The following is a 16,573-nucleotide window of genomic DNA, read 5'->3' as shown; positions in this document are numbered from 1 at the left end:
CAGGAGGGACACCATGCGGCTGACATGTCCGAATTGCGGAGCGCAGTATCAGGTTCCGGACGACGTGATCCCGCCCGAGGGTCGCGACGTGCAATGCTCGAACTGCGGGAACACCTGGTTCCAGGCGTCCCCGGACGCCCCCGACATTCTGCCGGAGACCGAGGACGCGTTGGCGCGCGATCCAGCCGATACCGATTTCGCACCGCCCCCCGAGCCAGAACCCGAAGCTGAGCCTGAACCGGAGCCAGAGACGGCCCCGACCGAGGATGACGAGGCGGCCGCCACAGAGCCGGACACCCCGGCCCCGGAGGAACCGGCCGAGACACCGCCAGAGCCCGTTCGGCAGGAGTTGGACAGCGCGATATCGGAGATCCTGCGCCAGGAGGCCGAGCGCGAGGCAGAGCTGCGTGCGGCCGAGTCCACCGGGCTGGAAAGCCAGCCGGAGCTTGGCCTCGACGAGAGCCAGCCGGACGAGAGCGCCGAGCGCGCGCGTCAGGCGCGCGACCGCGTGACGCGTATCCGCGGCGAAGAGCCCGAGGCAGAGGCACAAGAAACCAAGACCGCGATGCGCCGCGAACTGCTGCCTGATATCGAAGAGATCAACTCGACCCTGCGCGCATCCGACATGCCGGCAGCGGCCGAAGTGGGTGACCTTCCCATCGGCCCGGCGGCGCCCGTCCGTCGCGGCGGATTTCTGCGCGGGTTCTCGGTCGCCCTGCTGATCGGCGCCTTCCTCGTGCTGTGCTATGCGAACGCGCCGCGCATTGCCCGGAGCCTGCCGCAGACCGACCCGGCGCTGAGCGCCTATGTGGCGACGGTCGATCAGGCGCGTTACTGGCTGGACGCCCGGCTTGGCGATTTCGTGACGCGGGTCTTTCCCGAGTAGCAGAGACCACCGCCGGCGCGGGGATCAGAACCGATCCAGCAGCCGGCGGAGATACTCCAACTCGATCTCGGGGCGCTCGCCCTCGCCCGAGCGGCGGCGGATCTCGTCCAGAAGTTCGCGGGCACGGCGATAGACATCCTCGCCCTGCAACATCCCCTCGTCGGTGCCGAAGGCGCCATTCGATCCCGCCTGCCGGCCCAGCGGGTCGAGGTTGTTGGCACGCATGTCGCCCTCGGCCATGCCTTGGCCCTGCTGCTGACCGCCCTGCTGTTGCTGGGCCATCGCCTCGCCCAGCGACCGCATCCCCTCGCGCAGCGCCTCGATCGCCTCGGCCTGCCGGTCGATGGCTTCGGCCAGATCGTCGCCGCGCAGCGCCTGTTCGGCCCCCTCCATGGCGCGCCCGGCGCGGTCCAGCGAGTCGCGGGCCGCGTCCCCCTCGGGGGTGCCGGCGCCGGGCAACGAACCTTGCTGGCGGCGCAATTCCTCGCGCAGGGCCTGCTGACGATCGGCCAGCGCCCCCTCGCCGCTGCCGCCGGGTTGCTGGCCGGGTTCACCCGGCTGCGACCCCTCGCCTTGGCCCTGGGCCTGTCCCTGGCCCGCGCCCTGCCCCTCGTGGCTTTCGCCGCGGCCCATGCCGCCGTTGCGCCCCTCGTTCTGCTGGCTCTGGCCCGCGTTCGCGCCGGGATTGAACTGTTCCTGCAGGTCGCGGAACGCCTGATCACTCAACCCCTGCTGGCCGCGCAGCGTGTCGGCCAAGCCCTCCATCGCGCGCTGCCCCTCGGACTGGCCGCCCTGGCCCTGCTGGCCCTGGGTCACGCGCATGTTTTCCATCAGTTGCTGCAGTTCCTGCAACGCCTGCTGCGCCTCGGCCATGCGGCCCTGTTCCATCAACTCCTGGATCCGGTCCATCATGCGTTGCAGATCGTTCTGCGTCATCTGCATGCTGTCGCCGTTCTGCTGCTGGCCGTCCTCGCCCTGTTGCCCCTCCTGCTGGGCCTGGCGCGACAACTGGCGCAGGTAATCGTCGGTGGCCTCGCGCAATTCCTGCATCAACTCGGCGATCTCCTGGTCCGAGGCGCCATTCTTCATCGCCTCGGACAGCCGTTCCTGCGCGCGGCGCAGGCGTTCCAGTGCATCGCCAAGGTCGCCCTCTTCCAGCAGGATCGCCAGATCCCACAGCGCCTCGGCGATCTCGTCGCGCTGCACCCCGGTCAGGCCGTGGGCGGTAAAGTTCTCGAGCCGTCGCAGGATCACCCGCAGGCGCAGATAGGCGGTCTCGGAGCGGAATACCTTATCCGGCCGGTACGAGACCGCACGCAACACCTGCGCCACCCTTGGTGCGTTCTGCCGCGTCCACAGCAGGTCGCGCCGCTGCTCCGCGATAGCGGCCGCCAACGGGTCGAAGAAATGCCGCGCCGGTAACAGGGTGGCCAACGGCGTGGCCTGCCCCACCTGCCCGGCGGCATCCTCGGCGCTCAGCGTGATCGTCACCGGCAGGTTGGCCCAGGGGTGCTTGGAGAAATCCTCGATCAACTTTTCGGTGAACGCGGCCCGGTCGCCCGAGATCGGCAGCGGCAAGGGCACGGTGATCGTCGCTCGCGGCTCGGGCTCCGCGGCCAGTCCGTAACGACGGTCCAGCGTGGAAAGGTCCAGCGCGATCACCGCCTCGCCGCCCGTGATGCCGTAATCGTCGCGCGCCTCGAACGGCAGAGTCATCTCGCCCGCCGCGCCGGTGTCCGGCTCGCCCGCGACGCGCACCTCGGGGGGGGCATCGGCGATCACCGTTACATCCCAGGCATGTCCACCGGGGCCATCGATTCGCAACTCGCCGTCGCGAGCGACGGTGAACTCCTGCTGCGGGTCGGCCGCCGAGGGCAGTTCGCCGATCCGGCCCGACACGGTTTCGGCCAGCGTCAGCGCGCCGACCTCTCCGTAGAACCGCAGGGTGATGCGGCTGCCCTCGGGCACGCGCATCTGATCCCCGGTGATATCCGCGAGATAGAGCGTCGGCAGCCCGGTATAGCGCGGCGGCTCGACCCAGCCCTCCCAGGTCGGGCCACCGGCGAGGGCGGCACCGCCCGGGGTCAGTTCGCTCACCGTGCCGACCCGCCAGACCGAGCCGAAGATCAGACCGACCGCCAGCGCCAGAACCGCGACATAGCGCAGCGCATAGGGGTCGCGGGCCGCCAGTCGCAGATCGGGTCGCACCGGCCGCGCCCCGGCCGCGCGGGCCGCCATGCGCGCCTGGTGCGCGCGCCACACAGCCGCAGAGGCGGCATCGCTTGCACCAATTGCCTGGTCATCCAGCAAGGCCCGGATCGGCCGGCCCGGCAGAGTCTCGTCAAGACGCGCCAGCGCCTCCGCGCGGCTGGGCCAATGCAGCCGCATCGCGCCGCGCAGCCCAAGGCCCAACACGGCCAGCAAGGCGATCACGCCGAGACCCCAGACCACCTCAATCGGGGCCAGGTCCTGCAGCCCCAGCATCAGCACCGCCAGAACCGACATGACGATGGACAGCACCGGCCAGAAGGCCCGCAGCAGCCGCTCGGCCAGCATCCCGGACCGTGTCAGAAACAGCGGCAGGCGCAGGCTGGTCAACATCGGATCGCGCTCAGGCGCAGGAGCCATAGAGGGGTCCCTCCTTCCGGCCCGCGCGGGATCGCGTCAGAGCCATTCGGGGATGGTATCGCGATTTATGATCTCGTCAAAGGTCGGGCGTCGGCGGATAACCGCGAATTGATCCCCGTGCACCATCACCTCGGGGATCAGCGGGCGGGTATTGTATTCGCTGGACATCACCGCGCCGTAAGCCCCGGCACCGCGAAAGGCGACCAGATCGCCGGCGGCCAGCGGCGCCAGCGGGCGCTGGCGGGCAAAGGTGTCGCCGGTCTCGCAGACCGGGCCGACGATGTCATAGGGGTGCTCCTCGATGCCCGGCGCCGGCTCGATCACCGGGTCGATATCGTGGTGCGCCTCGTACATCGCGGGGCGGATCAGGTCGTTCATCGCCGCGTCGACGATCAGAAAATCACGGCCTTCGCCCTCTTTCACGTAGATCACCTTCGACACCAGCAGACCGGCGTTGCCGGCGATCAGGCGGCCCGGCTCGATCTCGATCTCGCAGCCGAGGTGGCCCAGCGTGCGCTTGATCAGCGCGCCGTAATCGGTCGGCAGCGGCGGCGCCGCGTTGGAGCGGGTATAGGGGATGCCCAAGCCCCCACCGAGGTCGAGGCGGCGGATGTCATGGCCGTCCGCGCGCAACGTTTCGGTGAGTTCGGCGACCTTTTTATACGCCAGTTCGAACGGCTCCAGCTCGGTCAGCTGGCTGCCGATGTGCACGTCGATGCCGATCACCTCGAGCCCCGGCAGGGCGGCGGCGCGGGCATAGACATCGCGGGCACGGGAAATCGGGATGCCGAACTTGTTCTCGGATTTGCCGGTGGCGATCTTGGCATGGGTGCGCGCGTCCACGTCCGGGTTCACCCGGATGGTGATCGGCGCGATCGTGCCCAATTCCCGGGCAACCGCGCTGATCGCCTCCATCTCGGGTTCGGATTCGACGTTGAACTGGCGAATCCCGCCCTGCAGAACGGCGCGAATCTCTTCCTCGGTCTTGCCGACACCGGAGAACACGATTTTCTCGCCGGGCACGCCCGCCGCCTTGGCGCGCAGGTACTCGCCGATGGAGACCACGTCCATCCCCGCCCCCGCCTGGGCCAGCGTTTTCAGGATCGCCTGGTTCGAGGCGGCCTTCATCGCGTAGCAGACCAGATGCTCGGTGCCCTCCAGCGCCTCGTCGAACAGGCGATAGTGACGCAGCAGCGTGGCGGTGGAATAGACGTAGAACGGCGTCCCGACGGCGGCCGCGATCTCGGCCACCGGGACATCCTCGGCGTGCAGGGCGCCGTCCCTGTAGAGAAAATGATCCATGCCGCGCGCTTACGGAAAACCGCGCCGCAGATCAATTGCAATCACGCCCAGCGTCGGCCTAGCGCTCACCCTTCCGATTCATGGCCTTCTCACGGGCCCGGCCAGCTGCCTTCTTTTCGTCCAGCATCCTCTCCGAGAAGGCGGCAACGCGATCGAACACCGGCTCGAACTCGGGATTCCGAATCCCCCGACCATTCGCATTTTGATAAAGAGTGTGGAACGGGTTCGCGTTGCATTCGATCAGTGCCGGGCCTTCCGGCGTGATCGCCACATCCCAGCCGATGACCCCGAACTCCAGAAAGAGCGCGTGGGCCTCGCAGGTCACACGGCAAATTTCGTCCCAGAACGGAATCTGTGTTCCCTTGAAGGGAAGACCGGAAACCGGGTGCCTCTCGATATCCTGCGCCTCAAGTCCGGCGCCGATGCGGCAGGTGCCGACAACGCCTTTATCGACCGAAACCGGGGCAATCATGCTTCCCGATTGCCAGAAATTATCCGACATCGCCTCGGGCGACGGTACTTTCCACAGAGCATAAAGTTGTTCGGGCACGTTGTCCTGGCGTACGGTGACGACGCGGATGGTGCCGATGGAAATCCCTGCAATCTCCGACAACATCTGGTGCTGTTCCAGCGCCGACTGCAGCAAGTAGCCTTCGCCATACCCGGCCAGGATTTCATTGCAAAACGCGTCCAGCGCGATTCGGCGACCGTCGCCCAGGACCACATCCTGCCCCTCGATGCGATCCAGCCGCGCGGAGCCGTAGCTACCACTGAAGTCTTCGGGCTTGCCGAAGAGCGGAAAATCCGCCTCGTCCATGAGAAAGCGCCGCAATTCATCTTCGGAGGCCAAGGTCGGAATGTTGCCGAACCGGCGCGCGCTGGACACGATTGCCTGCGTCGTCGTGGTACGGAACCCCAGTTGCCGGATCAACGCGGTGAACATGGCCTTGTTGGCGACAAAGGGTCTCATGTCTGTCAACTGGAACGGGGACAGCCGCCGGTTCAGCTTCCAACTCGAAACTTTGCCGACGAAGGCTCTCTTTTCTTCACGACTTAGGTCTGGATTGTAGAGGCCGGAGTCATAGTATTCATGCTGATCTAACCGTCCCGGCCCGAGATTCAGTGCAATCATTTCCCTTAGCTGCCTTAGAGGGCTCACGTGATAACGCCGCGCCACCTCAACAATTTTCGATGCCGGTGCGGGTTGGGGCTTGAGCGGCGGGGCCAGAAGCGCCTGTGGTTCGATTGCGGTCATGCTCGGCTTTGCCTCCTAGTGAAACGACGTTCCGCCCCCAAGATAGAAGGGAAGATGGCAAAATTAGGGCCTTTGAGACGTCATTGTTTCCGATTCGAGGGAAAAGAGCCGCTCTCGTGCCGCGTCACACCACCGGGCGGCTGCGCAGGAACAGGTAGAGCGGCAGCCCGCAACTCAACCCGAGGCCGAAGGTCGCCGGAATCGCGACAAGCGCGATCCAGTTGCGGCGCACCGAGACCTCGGCCAGCACGAAGACGGTCAGCGCGATGGCGGATATGGTCAGATCCCAGGCCAGCCCGCTGCTGGCGGCATTCACGTTCCAGGCCGCCACCATCCCGCGCAGGTCAAACCCGTTGGCGCCGAACCAGGTGACGTAGTGGGCCATCGGGTGCACCGTGCCCCAGACCGCAAGGGCCAGATAGATCATGCGCAGCGGCGACATCGTCCCCTCCCTTTCCTGTCGAGGTCAAGGCTAGCGCGCGCAGGACCGCCCAGCCAGAGATTCGGGCCAGAGCTCAAAACCCGGCGACAGGCCCCGCATGGGCGGCACGGCTGGGCGGGATCGGTTCACCATCGACGCCACAGGCGGACAACAGGGTCAGCGCGGCCAGGGCAAGGGCGGCGATCCGGATCACGCCAGAGCCTCCTGCCAGCGCGCGATCTGCTCGCGCACCCGTTTCGGCGCGGTGCCACCGTAGGACAGCCGCGAATTGACCGAGTTGTCGACACCCAGCACGGTGAACACGTCCACGGTGATGCCGGAATGGACCGATTGCATGTCGGCAAGGCTGAGGTCCGGCAGGTCGCAGCCACGCCCCTCGGCCATGGCCACCAGCGTGCCGGTCACGTGGTGCGCGTCACGGAACGGCAGGTTCAGCACCCGCACCAGCCAGTCGGCCAGATCGGTGGCGGTGGAGAATCCGGATCCTGCGGCGGCGGCCAGGCTTTCGCGGTTGGCGGTCATGTCCCGGACCATGCCCTCCATCGCCGCCAGCGCCAGCATCCAGTTGTCGGCGGCGTCGAACACCTGTTCCTTGTCTTCCTGCATGTCCTTGGAATAGGCCAGCGGCAGCCCCTTCATCACCATCATCAGCGCCGTGTTGGCGCCATAGATGCGGCCCACCTTGGCGCGGATCAGCTCGGCGGCGTCCGGGTTCTTTTTCTGCGGCATGATCGAAGAGCCGGTGGAAAAGCGGTCCGACAGGGTGACGAATCGGAACTGGGCCGAGGACCAGATCACCAGTTCCTCGGCAAAGCGGGACAGGTGCACCGCGCAGATCGAGGCGGTGGAGAGGAACTCCAGCGCGAAATCACGATCCGACACCGCGTCGAGGCTGTTGGCCGAGGGCCGGTCAAAGCCCAGCGCCTGCGCCGTCATCTCGCGGTCGATTGGAAAGGAGGTGCCGGCCAGCGCGGCGGCGCCCAGCGGGCATTCGTTCATCCGTTTGCGGGCGTCGCGCACGCGGGACAGGTCGCGGCCGAACATCTCGACATAGGCCATCATGTGATGGCCCCAAGTCACCGGCTGCGCGGTTTGCAGGTGGGTAAAGCCCGGCATCACCCAATCCGCCCCCGCCTCGGCCTGCGACAGAAGCGCACGGATCAGGGCCAGCAGCCCGGTTTCGGCGGCGTCGAACTGATCGCGCACCCAGAGTTTGAAATCGGTCGCCACCTGGTCGTTGCGGCTGCGGCCGGTGTGCAGGCGGCCCGCCGGCTCACCGATCAGGTCTTTCAGCCGCGCCTCGACATTCATGTGGATGTCTTCCAGCGCGGTAGAGAACGCGAATGTTCCGGCCTCGATCTCTGACAAGACCGTGAGCAGCCCTTCCCGAATGGCCTTTGCATCGTTATCGGTGATCACGCCCGTGGCGGCCAGCATCGCCGCATGGGCCCTGGATCCGGCGATGTCCTGTGCCGCCATCCGCTTGTCGAACCCGATCGAGGCGTTGATCGCCTCCATGATCGCGTCCGGTCCGGCGGCAAAGCGGCCGCCCCACATCTGGTTCGAGGTTTGATCTGCCATGTTCTGCACCCGTGGAGGTAAAATGCGCCTGTTCCGTTCCCTGACCCTTTATATGGCCCTGCTGTTGGGTGCAAACGCCGCCCTTGCCGCCGACACCGCCGCGCTGGCAGAGATGCGGACCGGCGACATGAAGCGGCTGGTCGTCCATTCCGAGCCCAAGCCGCTGCCCGAGACCCCGTTCACCCTGGCCGATGGTGCCGGGACCGCGACGCTGGCGGATTATCGCGGCAAATACGTGCTGCTGAACTTCTGGGCCACCTGGTGTGCGCCCTGCCGCAAGGAGATGCCGATGCTCTCGGAGCTGCAGGCGGAATTCGGCGGCGAGGATTTCGAGGTGCTGACGCTGGCCACCGGGCGCAACTCGCCCACCCGCATCAAGGCGTTCTTTGACGAGATCGGGGTGACCAACCTGCCCCGCCACCAGGACCCGCGCCAGGCGGTCGCCCGCGAGGTCGGGGTGCTGGCCCTGCCGATCACCGTGTTGATCGACCCAGAGGGGCGCGAGATCGCCCGACTGCTGGGCGATGCGGCCTGGAATTCCGACGACGCCAAGGCGATCATCCGGGCACTGACCGCCGAAGCCGGCTGAGTCACACCTGCGGGCGCCGCTGCCCGGATCGGATCGCGGCGCCTGCCCCTTGACCCTACGTTCCCTTTTGACAGCTCGCCCCGCCGCGCGGTTTAATCCGCGAAGGGGGAGGAAGGGCATGCCGCTTTCGGTGCTTGTCTCACTGGTCGTTGTCGGCATCGCGGGGATCGCGCTGCTGCTGCATCTGGCCGGTCGCTCGAAGCGCTGCGTGCTGACGCGAGAGGATGCCGAAGCCGCCTGGCAGCGGCATTTTCCCGGCGACATCGTCGAACAGGTCACGGTTGCCCGCGATGGCCACGCGGCGCTGGTGCTGACCCATCTTGGCCCCGGGCTGGTCTGGGCGTTCGGCGCCGACACGGTGGCGCGTCGGCTCGAGGATTTCGACCTGATCGACACCGGCGACGGGCTGCGCGTGGAGTTCCACGATTTCACCGCCTCCTCCGTCTCCCTGGTGCTGGACGATTTCGAGCGGCCGCACTGGCGCAACCTGATGCGGGCCCCATGACGGATATGCTGACATACCCCGACGTGGTGCAACTGGCGGTCCCCGGTTTCGTCGCGCTGATCCTGGCCGAGTTCCTGTGGATCGCCTGGAGCGGACGCGGCGGGCGTTACGAGACACGCGACGCGGTCACCTCGCTGCTGATGGGGGCGGGCAACGTCGCCGCCGGCATCGCGCTGGGCTTTGTCGCCTGGGGCTTTTTCATGCTGTTGTGGCGGCTGACCCCGCTAAACCTGGGTCCTGCATGGTGGGTGGTCGTGCTGTGCTTTGTCCTCGACGACCTGCGGTATTACTGGGTGCACCGGTTCGGCCACCGCATCCGCTGGGTCTGGGCCAGCCACGTCAATCACCACTCCAGCCAGCATTACAACCTGACCACCGCCCTGCGGCAGACCTGGACCGGCACCTTCACCCTCATGATGGTCGTGCGCGCGCCGCTGATCCTGCTGGGGTTTCACCCGGCGATGGTGCTGTTCTGCGGCGGGCTGAACCTGATCTACCAGTTCTGGATCCATACCGAGGCGATCGGCAAACTGCCGCGCTGGATCGAGGCGGTGATGAACACCCCCAGCCACCACCGGGCGCATCACGGCCGCAATCCGCCCTATCTCGATTGCAATTTTTCCGGGGTCTTCATCGTCTGGGACCGGATGTTCGGCACCTTCGTGCCCGAGCTGGACAAGGATCGCGTCGATTACGGGCTGGTGCACAACCTGGCCACCTTCAACCCGCTGCGGGTGGCGTTCCACGAATGGGTCGGCCTGTTCCGCGACATCGCGCGCCCCGGTCTGACCCTGCGCCAGCGGCTCGGCTATGCCCTTGGCCCGCCGGGCTATTCCCACGACGGCAGCCGCGACACCTCGGCCCGGATCAAGGCACAGCACCTGGCACGCCACCCCGAGGACGCTGGCACGCCGGGGTTCGAGGGCGTGCGTCCGCCGGCCGAGTAACCCTTGCCACGCGCAGCTTTCGCGACCGGGCCTTCGGGACCGAATGCCCGCGCTATTCCGGCGAGGGGAACTGGCCAGCCTCGCCGATCGCCCGCACCGGCGCGTGACGCGGACAGGTCACCGGGTGGTCGTTCACCATCCCCACCGCCTGCATGAAGGCATAGACGATGGTCGGCCCGCAGAACTTGAACCCGCGTTTCTTCAGGTCCTTCGACAGGGCCTGCGACAACGGGGTGAAGGTCGGCACCTGATCGAAGCTTTGCCACGCATTCTGGATCGGGCTGCCTCCGACGAATCCCCAGAGGTAGCGATCAAAGCCCTGCTCGGCCTCGATCCGCTCCCACGCGCGGGCATTGGCGATGGTCGCCTCGATCTTGCCGCGATGGCGGATGATGCCGGGGTCGGCCAGCAGGCGGGTGACCTCGGCCTCGCCCCAGGTGGCGATCTGCCTCGGGTCGAACCCGGCAAAGGCGGCGCGAAAATTCTCACGCTTTTTCAGGATGGTGATCCAGCTCAGCCCGGCCTGGAACCCGTCGAGAATCAGTTTCTCCCACAGCGCCCGGCTGTCCCACTCGGGCACGCCCCATTCGCTGTCGTGATAATCGATATAGATCTGCTCGGGCCCCGCCCAGCCGCATCGTTCCATTGTCCCACCCCGTGCCTGATCGCCGCGACCGCGTTAATCGCCGCGAAAGGAATTTCCCGGACCCTAGACACAAAGTGCAATGGGAATCAAAACCGACATGACCGGACCGAATATCCCCGAGCGGCCCTGGGCCGACATCCCCGAGGGCGGCGACAGCCCGCTCCGGTCCGCGGTGCACGACCGTGACGCCGCAACTCTGGACATGGTGCGCGCCGCTGTTCAGCACCGCCAATGCCTGCTCGCCTTTCAACCGGTGGTGCAGGCCACTGGATCGCGAAAGCCCGCGTTCCACGAGGGGCTGATCCGCATCCTCGACGACACCGGCCGCGTGATCCCGGCGCGGGAGTTCATGCCGGCGGTCGAGGCCAACGAGCTCGGCCGCCAGATCGACTGTGTCGCTCTCGACATGGGGCTGCAAATGCTGTCACGGGTCCGGACGCTGCGGCTGTCGATCAACATGTCCGCCCGGTCGATCGGCTTTGGTCAGTGGATGCGCACGCTGGAGCGCGCGCTGCGCCGCGATACCCGCCTGGGCGAACGGCTGGTGCTGGAAATCAGCGAACACTCGGCCATGACCGTGCCGGAACTGGTGACCGACTTCATGGATCGCCTGCAGGGCTACGGGATCGCCTTTGCCCTCGATGATTTCGGCTCCGGCGCCATCGATATCCGGCATTTTCGCGATTTCTTCTTTGACGCGGTCAAGATCGACGGACAGTTCGTTCGCAGCGTGGACCGCGACCCCGAAGCCCAGGCCACCGTCCGGGCCCTGATTGCAATGGCACGCGAGTTCGAGATGCTGACCATCGCCGAAGCCGTGGAAACCCGCGACGAGGCCGAAACCCTGGTCAAACTGGGGATCGACTGCATGCAGGGCTACTTCTTCGGGGCACCCACCGTGAACCCCGACTGGGCAGAAAAAACCGACGTGCGCGCCGTCGGCTGATCCCGCCACATCCCCCCGGCCTGTCCCCCTGCCCCGCCCCTTTGACAGGGCGGGATCTCAATTCGATGTGCAAAGCCTCAGCCATCTGTTGCTGCAGGTGCAGCAATCCGGTATCACCGGGGGCATCGGGGCGGCGGCCCCCGGGGTGGCAGAGACGGGCCTGCCCGCATGGCCGTTCGGAGGAGGCCGCCCGTTTGATGGCAGAGGACCGGAACACATGACAAATGTAGTAATTGCATCGGCGGCGCGGACCGGCGTCGGGAGCTTTGGCGGATCGTTCGCGAACACCCCGGCGCACGTGCTGGGCGCGGCCGTTCTGGAGGCGATCGTCGAGCGCGCCGGAATCGCCAAGGAGGAGGTATCGGAAACCATCCTCGGCCAGGTGCTGACCGCGGCTCAGGGCCAGAACCCGGCCCGCCAGGCGCATATCAACGCCGGCCTGCCGATCGAAAGCGCCGCCTGGGGCCTCAACCAGGTCTGCGGCTCCGGCCTGCGGGCGGTTGCGCTGGGCGCACAGCACATCCAGCTTGGCGATGCGGCGATCATCGCCGCCGGTGGCCAGGAAAACATGACCCTCGCGCCCCACGCCGCCGCGCTTCGCGCCGGCCACAAGATGGGCGACATGACCTATATCGACACCATGATCCGCGACGGTCTGTGGGATGCCTTCAACGGCTATCACATGGGCCAGACCGCCGAGAACGTGGCCGAGAAGTTCCAGATTTCCCGCGAGATGCAGGACGAATTCGCAGTCGCCAGCCAGAACAAGGCCGAGGCGGCGCAACTGGCCGGCAAGTTTGCCGACGAGATCGTTCCCTTTGTCATCAAGACCCGCAAGGGCGAGATCGTGATGGACAAGGACGAATATGTCCGCCACGGCGCCACCATCGCCGCCATGGCCAAGCTGCGCCCGGCCTTTACCAAGGACGGGTCGGTCACCGCCGGCAACGCCTCGGGCCTCAACGACGGCGCTGCCGCCGTGCTGCTGATGACCGCCGATGAGGCCGAGAAGCGCGGCATCGAACCGCTGGCGCGCATCGCCTCTTATGCCACCGCCGGCGTCGACCCCTCGATCATGGGCACCGGCCCGATCCCGGCCTCGCGCAAGGCGCTGGAAAAGGCTGGCTGGACACCCGCCGACCTCGACCTGGTCGAGGCGAACGAAGCCTTTGCCGCGCAGGCCTGCGCGGTGAACAAGGACATGGGCTGGGACCCGGAGATCGTGAACGTGAACGGCGGCGCCATCGCCATCGGCCACCCGATCGGCGCCTCGGGCTGCCGCATCCTGAACACCCTGCTGTTCGAGATGAAGCGGCGCGACGCCAAGAAGGGCCTCGCGACGCTCTGCATCGGCGGCGGCATGGGCGTGGCCATGTGCCTCGAGCGCCCATAACCTGCGCGACCGCGCGATATTCGGGGGCGCCTTCGGGCGCCCCCTTTTTTTTTCACTGCGGCAAAGCGCCCTTTGGCAAACAACGAAAAATACCGTTACTCCATTTTCTCCGCGACACTTTATTGCGGGCTTGTTACATTATTAGTAACAGAGTTACCGGACCACTTTTCAACTGAAGGAGCCACCCATGGCACGAACAGCACTCGTCACCGGCGGAACTCGCGGCATCGGCGCGGCCACGTCCAAGGCCCTGAAAGCGGCCGGCTACACCGTCGCCGCCACCTATGCCGGCAATGATGAGGCCGCCGCCAAGTTCACCGAGGAAACCGGCATCAAGACCTACAAGTGGAATGTCGGCGACTACGAGGAGAGCAAGGCAGGGATCGCCAAGGTCGAGCAAGATCTGGGTCCGATCGACGTTGTCGTCGCCAATGCCGGCATCACCCGCGACGCACCGTTCCACCGGATGACCCCGGAACAGTGGCAGCAGGTGATCGACACCAACCTCAGCGGCGTGTTCAACACCGTGCACCCGGTCTGGCCGGGCATGCGTGAACGTGGATTTGGCCGGGTGATCGTGATCAGCTCGATCAACGGGCAAAAGGGCCAGTTCGGCCAGGTCAACTATGCCGCCACCAAGGCCGGCGATCTGGGCATCATCAAGTCACTGGCCCAGGAGGGCGCGGCCAAGGGCATCACCGCCAACGCAGTCTGTCCCGGCTACACCGCCACTGACATGGTGATGGCGGTCCCGGAAAAGGTGCGCGAATCGATCATCGCGCAGATCCCCGTCGGCCGGTTGGGCGAGCCCGAGGAAATCGCCCGCTGCGTGGTGTTCCTGGCCGCCGATGACGCCGGCTTCGTCAACGGCTCCACCATTACCGCGAACGGCGGCCAGTTCTTCGTCTAGGTCTGGCCTTTACCTCGGAAACGTCAGGGCCGGCCCCACGCGGGGCCGGCCCTTTTTGAATCCCGGGTGCGATAACCCGAACACAGATCCCCAGAAATTACAGCCGCGCGAGCAAAGGAACTGAAACGACCGAAGCTGTCCCGGACACGATCACGGTCCCGACGGCCGCGGTCATTCCGTCGCCGGCGCTGTTTGCCTAGCTCGACAAACGTTCGATCTGCTCTTTCAGCTTGAGCTTGCGCTTCTTCAGGGACGCCACATGAAGTGCGTCCACACCGGGCGAGCGCTGGGCCTGGTCGACCTCAGTACTCAGGAGTTCGTGCTTCCGCTTAAGTTCCATCAGGTGCGAACTCACGGTCATGGCAATCCTCCTCTGAACAGTTTGCCCGACGAGTTGAGCATATCACGGAGCGTCTGTCACGCTGCGGACGCAGTGATTTTGTCACAAAAGCGACTTCTTGCCGGATTCATGTGCCGCCGTCACCCCGGCCAAGGCAGGGCCGCAGCCGCACGCAAAACCTGCGCAATTTCCGTTTGATAGCTATCCGCGTCCCGAACGTGACGCGCGCCCTCGTGCAGAATCACCGGCGCATGCAGGCGAAAGGCACCCCGCCCGCCCTTGCGCGCGCGCAAGATCACCAGCTCCGGCGCCCGCCCCGCCCGTGCCGCCAATGGCAGCACCTCGAGCGATCCCAGGCGCCCGGCACAGCCCGCCAGAAGGTCCGGCAGCCGCTCGCTGCGCTGGATCAAATGCAGGTACCCGCGTGGTGCCAACCGCCGCGCCGCCACCGCCTGCCAATCCTCCAGCGGCGTCCGCTCTCCCAGCGCCAGGCGCCGCCCGGGATCCTCGGCCGAGACATGGGTCCCGGCGCGGAAATAGGGCGGATTGGCGATGACATGGTCGAATTGCCTTTGGCGCAGAGCGGCGGGCAGATCGACCAGATCGGCGCAGACCACCTCCATCTCCAGCGCGTTCGCCGCGGCATTGCGACGCGCCAGATCGGCATAACCCGGCTGCACCTCGACCCCGGTCAGCCGCAGGCCCGGCACCCGCGCCCCCAGCGACAGGATCGCCGCCCCCACGCCACAGCCCAGTTCCAGCACCGATTGACCCGCGCGGGCCGGCACCGACGCGGCCAAAAGCACCGGGTCGACCCCCGCGCGGTAGCCCCGGCGCGGCTGGTACAGGAACAGCCGTCCGCCAAGAAAGGCATCCCGGCTCAGATCGTCTTCGGGGAATCCGCTCACCGGCCCAGCGGTACGTCGTTGTCCCGCATCACCCGCAGCGCGGCGTCAAGGTCGTCGTCGCGAACCATCATCCGGCGTGGGAAAATCCCGATTCCGCCCTCGAGCACGCTCATGTTTACGTCCATTTGAAAGCAGTCTATATCCTCGCCCTCAAGAAGGGCAGAGGCAAAGGCCATGACGGTCGGGTCGGTGCTGCGCAGAAGTTCCTTCATGACACCGGATGTAAGGGCAAGCCGCAGGGGATGTCGAGCCTTTGGAAACACGCACGATGAACAAACCCATGGCAACCAAACCGCATGACCGGCTCTCCGCCACGCTGTCCGAGGAAATGGCCGGGGTCGACAGGCTGATTCGCAGCCGCATGCACTCGGAAAACGCCCCGCGCATCCCCGAGGTCACCGCCCACCTGGTCGAGGCCGGCGGCAAGCGGCTGCGCCCGATGCTGACGCTGGCGGCGGCGCGGCTCTGCGGATACCAAGGGGATCATCATCTCCGGCTGGCCGCGACGGTGGAGTTCATCCACACCGCCACACTGCTGCACGACGACGTGGTCGATGAAAGCGCAAAGCGCCGCGGGCGGCCCACCGCCAACCTGCTGTGGGACAACAAGTCCAGCGTGCTGGTGGGGGATTACTTGTTCTCGCGCAGCTTCCAACTGATGGTCGAAACCGGCAGCCTGCGGGTGCTCGACATCCTCGCCAACGCCTCGGCCACCATCGCCGAGGGCGAGGTGCTGCAGATGACCGCCGCCACCGACCTGAAGACCGACGAAGAGGTCTATCTCAAGGTGGTGCGCGGCAAGACCGCGGCGCTGTTCTCGGCCGCGACCGAGGTCGGCGGCGTGATCGCCGAGGCCCCCGAAAACCTGGTAAAGGCGCTGTTCGACTATGGCGACGCGCTCGGCATCGCCTTCCAGATCGCCGACGACCTGCTCGATTACCAGGGAGACAGCGGCACCACCGGCAAGAACGTCGGCGACGATTTCCGCGAACGCAAGCTGACCTTGCCCGTAATCAAGGCAGTGGCCCAGGCAACACCCGAGGAACAGGCCTTCTGGCAGCGCACCATCGAGAAGGGCCGCCAGGACGAGGGCGACCTGGAACAGGCGCTGGCATTGATGGCGAAATACGACACGCTCACCGCCACCCGCGCCGATGCCGAATCCTGGGCCGCCAAGGCGCAGGCCGCGCTTGCCCCCCTGCCCGAGTCCGAGATTCGCGACATGCTGCACGATCTGGCCGGTTACGTGGTGTCCCGCCTGTCGTGACCTCCGCGCCCCGACGGGGCACCCGGAT

Annotated in this window: 17 protein-coding genes; 8 read left to right on the top strand and 9 right to left on the bottom strand. The window is 66.4% G+C overall.

Translation table 11 applies throughout. The features are described 5' to 3' along the window. The first annotated feature begins 13 nt into the window (after window positions 1–13). Window positions 14–886 (top strand): zinc-ribbon domain-containing protein, encoded by an 873-nt coding sequence (locus ABWV23_RS10770; RefSeq protein WP_353347529.1) that lies wholly within the window; start codon window positions 14–16, stop codon window positions 884–886. 24 nt (window positions 887–910) lie between these two features. On the opposite strand, the gene ABWV23_RS10765 is transcribed toward ABWV23_RS10770, so the two are convergent. The 5 genes from ABWV23_RS10765 to argH form a co-directional block, all read right to left on the bottom strand. Then, the gene (locus ABWV23_RS10765; RefSeq protein ID WP_353347527.1) at window positions 911–3,514 is read right to left on the bottom strand and encodes a TIGR02302 family protein; all 2,604 of its coding nucleotides are present in this window, start codon (window positions 3,512–3,514) and stop codon (window positions 911–913) included. 36 nt (window positions 3,515–3,550) lie between these two features. Next, window positions 3,551–4,816 (bottom strand): diaminopimelate decarboxylase, encoded by a 1,266-nt coding sequence (lysA, locus tag ABWV23_RS10760; protein WP_353347525.1) that lies wholly within the window; start codon window positions 4,814–4,816, stop codon window positions 3,551–3,553. Between the two features lie 58 nt (window positions 4,817–4,874). Further along, window positions 4,875–6,071, bottom strand: a complete 1,197-nt coding sequence (locus ABWV23_RS10755) for a sugar-transfer associated ATP-grasp domain-containing protein (RefSeq protein ID WP_353347523.1) — start codon at window positions 6,069–6,071, stop codon at window positions 4,875–4,877. 124 nt (window positions 6,072–6,195) lie between these two features. Further along, window positions 6,196–6,513: a DUF2834 domain-containing protein gene (locus tag ABWV23_RS10750; RefSeq protein WP_353347521.1), complete on the bottom strand. Its 318-nt coding sequence runs from the start codon at window positions 6,511–6,513 to the stop codon at window positions 6,196–6,198. Window positions 6,514–6,702: 189 nt separating this feature from the next. Then, on the bottom strand, window positions 6,703–8,094 hold the full coding sequence (argH, locus tag ABWV23_RS10745) for an argininosuccinate lyase (RefSeq protein ID WP_353347519.1): 1,392 nt from the start codon (window positions 8,092–8,094) through the stop codon (window positions 6,703–6,705). A gap of 22 nt (window positions 8,095–8,116) precedes the next feature. Between argH and ABWV23_RS10740 the strand changes: the two genes are divergently transcribed. The 3 genes from ABWV23_RS10740 to ABWV23_RS10730 all read left to right on the top strand — a co-directional run bounded on the left by ABWV23_RS10740 (window position 8,117) and on the right by ABWV23_RS10730 (window position 10,135). Then, on the top strand, window positions 8,117–8,683 hold the full coding sequence (locus ABWV23_RS10740) for a TlpA family protein disulfide reductase (RefSeq protein WP_353347517.1): 567 nt from the start codon (window positions 8,117–8,119) through the stop codon (window positions 8,681–8,683). A 118-nt stretch (window positions 8,684–8,801) separates the two neighbouring features. Continuing rightward, window positions 8,802–9,188, top strand: a complete 387-nt coding sequence (locus tag ABWV23_RS10735; protein ID WP_353347515.1) for a hypothetical protein — start codon at window positions 8,802–8,804, stop codon at window positions 9,186–9,188. Then, complete coding sequence (locus ABWV23_RS10730; RefSeq protein ID WP_353347513.1) at window positions 9,185–10,135, top strand: sterol desaturase family protein; 951 nt, start codon at window positions 9,185–9,187, stop codon at window positions 10,133–10,135. Before ABWV23_RS10735 ends, ABWV23_RS10730 begins: the two co-directional genes overlap by 4 nt. Window positions 10,136–10,187: 52 nt before the next feature. On the opposite strand, the gene ABWV23_RS10725 is transcribed toward ABWV23_RS10730, so the two are convergent. Next, window positions 10,188–10,781: a DNA-3-methyladenine glycosylase I gene (locus ABWV23_RS10725; RefSeq protein WP_353347511.1), complete on the bottom strand. Its 594-nt coding sequence runs from the start codon at window positions 10,779–10,781 to the stop codon at window positions 10,188–10,190. A gap of 97 nt (window positions 10,782–10,878) precedes the next feature. Between ABWV23_RS10725 and ABWV23_RS10720 the strand changes: the two genes are divergently transcribed. The 3 genes from ABWV23_RS10720 to phbB all read left to right on the top strand — a co-directional run bounded on the left by ABWV23_RS10720 (window position 10,879) and on the right by phbB (window position 14,030). After that, complete coding sequence (locus ABWV23_RS10720; protein WP_353347509.1) at window positions 10,879–11,727, top strand: EAL domain-containing protein; 849 nt, start codon at window positions 10,879–10,881, stop codon at window positions 11,725–11,727. A gap of 217 nt (window positions 11,728–11,944) precedes the next feature. Further along, complete coding sequence (locus ABWV23_RS10715; protein ID WP_353347507.1) at window positions 11,945–13,120, top strand: acetyl-CoA C-acetyltransferase; 1,176 nt, start codon at window positions 11,945–11,947, stop codon at window positions 13,118–13,120. Window positions 13,121–13,307: 187 nt separating this feature from the next. After that, a complete protein-coding gene (phbB, locus tag ABWV23_RS10710; protein WP_353347505.1) occupies window positions 13,308–14,030 on the top strand; it encodes an acetoacetyl-CoA reductase in 723 nt (240 codons plus the stop codon). A gap of 196 nt (window positions 14,031–14,226) precedes the next feature. On the opposite strand, the gene ABWV23_RS10705 is transcribed toward phbB, so the two are convergent. From ABWV23_RS10705 to ABWV23_RS10695, 3 genes are all read right to left on the bottom strand, one after another. Beyond that, complete coding sequence (locus tag ABWV23_RS10705) at window positions 14,227–14,391, bottom strand: YdcH family protein (protein ID WP_353347503.1); 165 nt, start codon at window positions 14,389–14,391, stop codon at window positions 14,227–14,229. Between the two features lie 119 nt (window positions 14,392–14,510). Next, entirely contained in the window at window positions 14,511–15,278 is a 768-nt protein-coding gene (locus tag ABWV23_RS10700) for a tRNA1(Val) (adenine(37)-N6)-methyltransferase (RefSeq protein ID WP_353347501.1), read from the bottom strand. Beyond that, window positions 15,275–15,490 (bottom strand): putative signal transducing protein, encoded by a 216-nt coding sequence (locus ABWV23_RS10695; RefSeq protein WP_353347499.1) that lies wholly within the window; start codon window positions 15,488–15,490, stop codon window positions 15,275–15,277. Before ABWV23_RS10695 ends, ABWV23_RS10700 begins: the two co-directional genes overlap by 4 nt. Window positions 15,491–15,558: 68 nt before the next feature. On the opposite strand from ABWV23_RS10695, the gene ABWV23_RS10690 reads away from it, so the two are divergent. After that, complete coding sequence (locus ABWV23_RS10690; protein ID WP_502901646.1) at window positions 15,559–16,545, top strand: polyprenyl synthetase family protein; 987 nt, start codon at window positions 15,559–15,561, stop codon at window positions 16,543–16,545. The last annotated feature ends 28 nt before the right edge of the window (window positions 16,546–16,573 follow it).

The sequence above is a fragment of the Aquicoccus sp. SU-CL01552 genome, from assembly GCF_040365005.1.
Taxonomy (GTDB): Bacteria; Pseudomonadota; Alphaproteobacteria; order Rhodobacterales; family Rhodobacteraceae; genus Antarcticimicrobium.
Note: the sequence above shows the minus strand (reverse complement) of the source record. Positions and strands in the feature narration are given on the sequence as shown.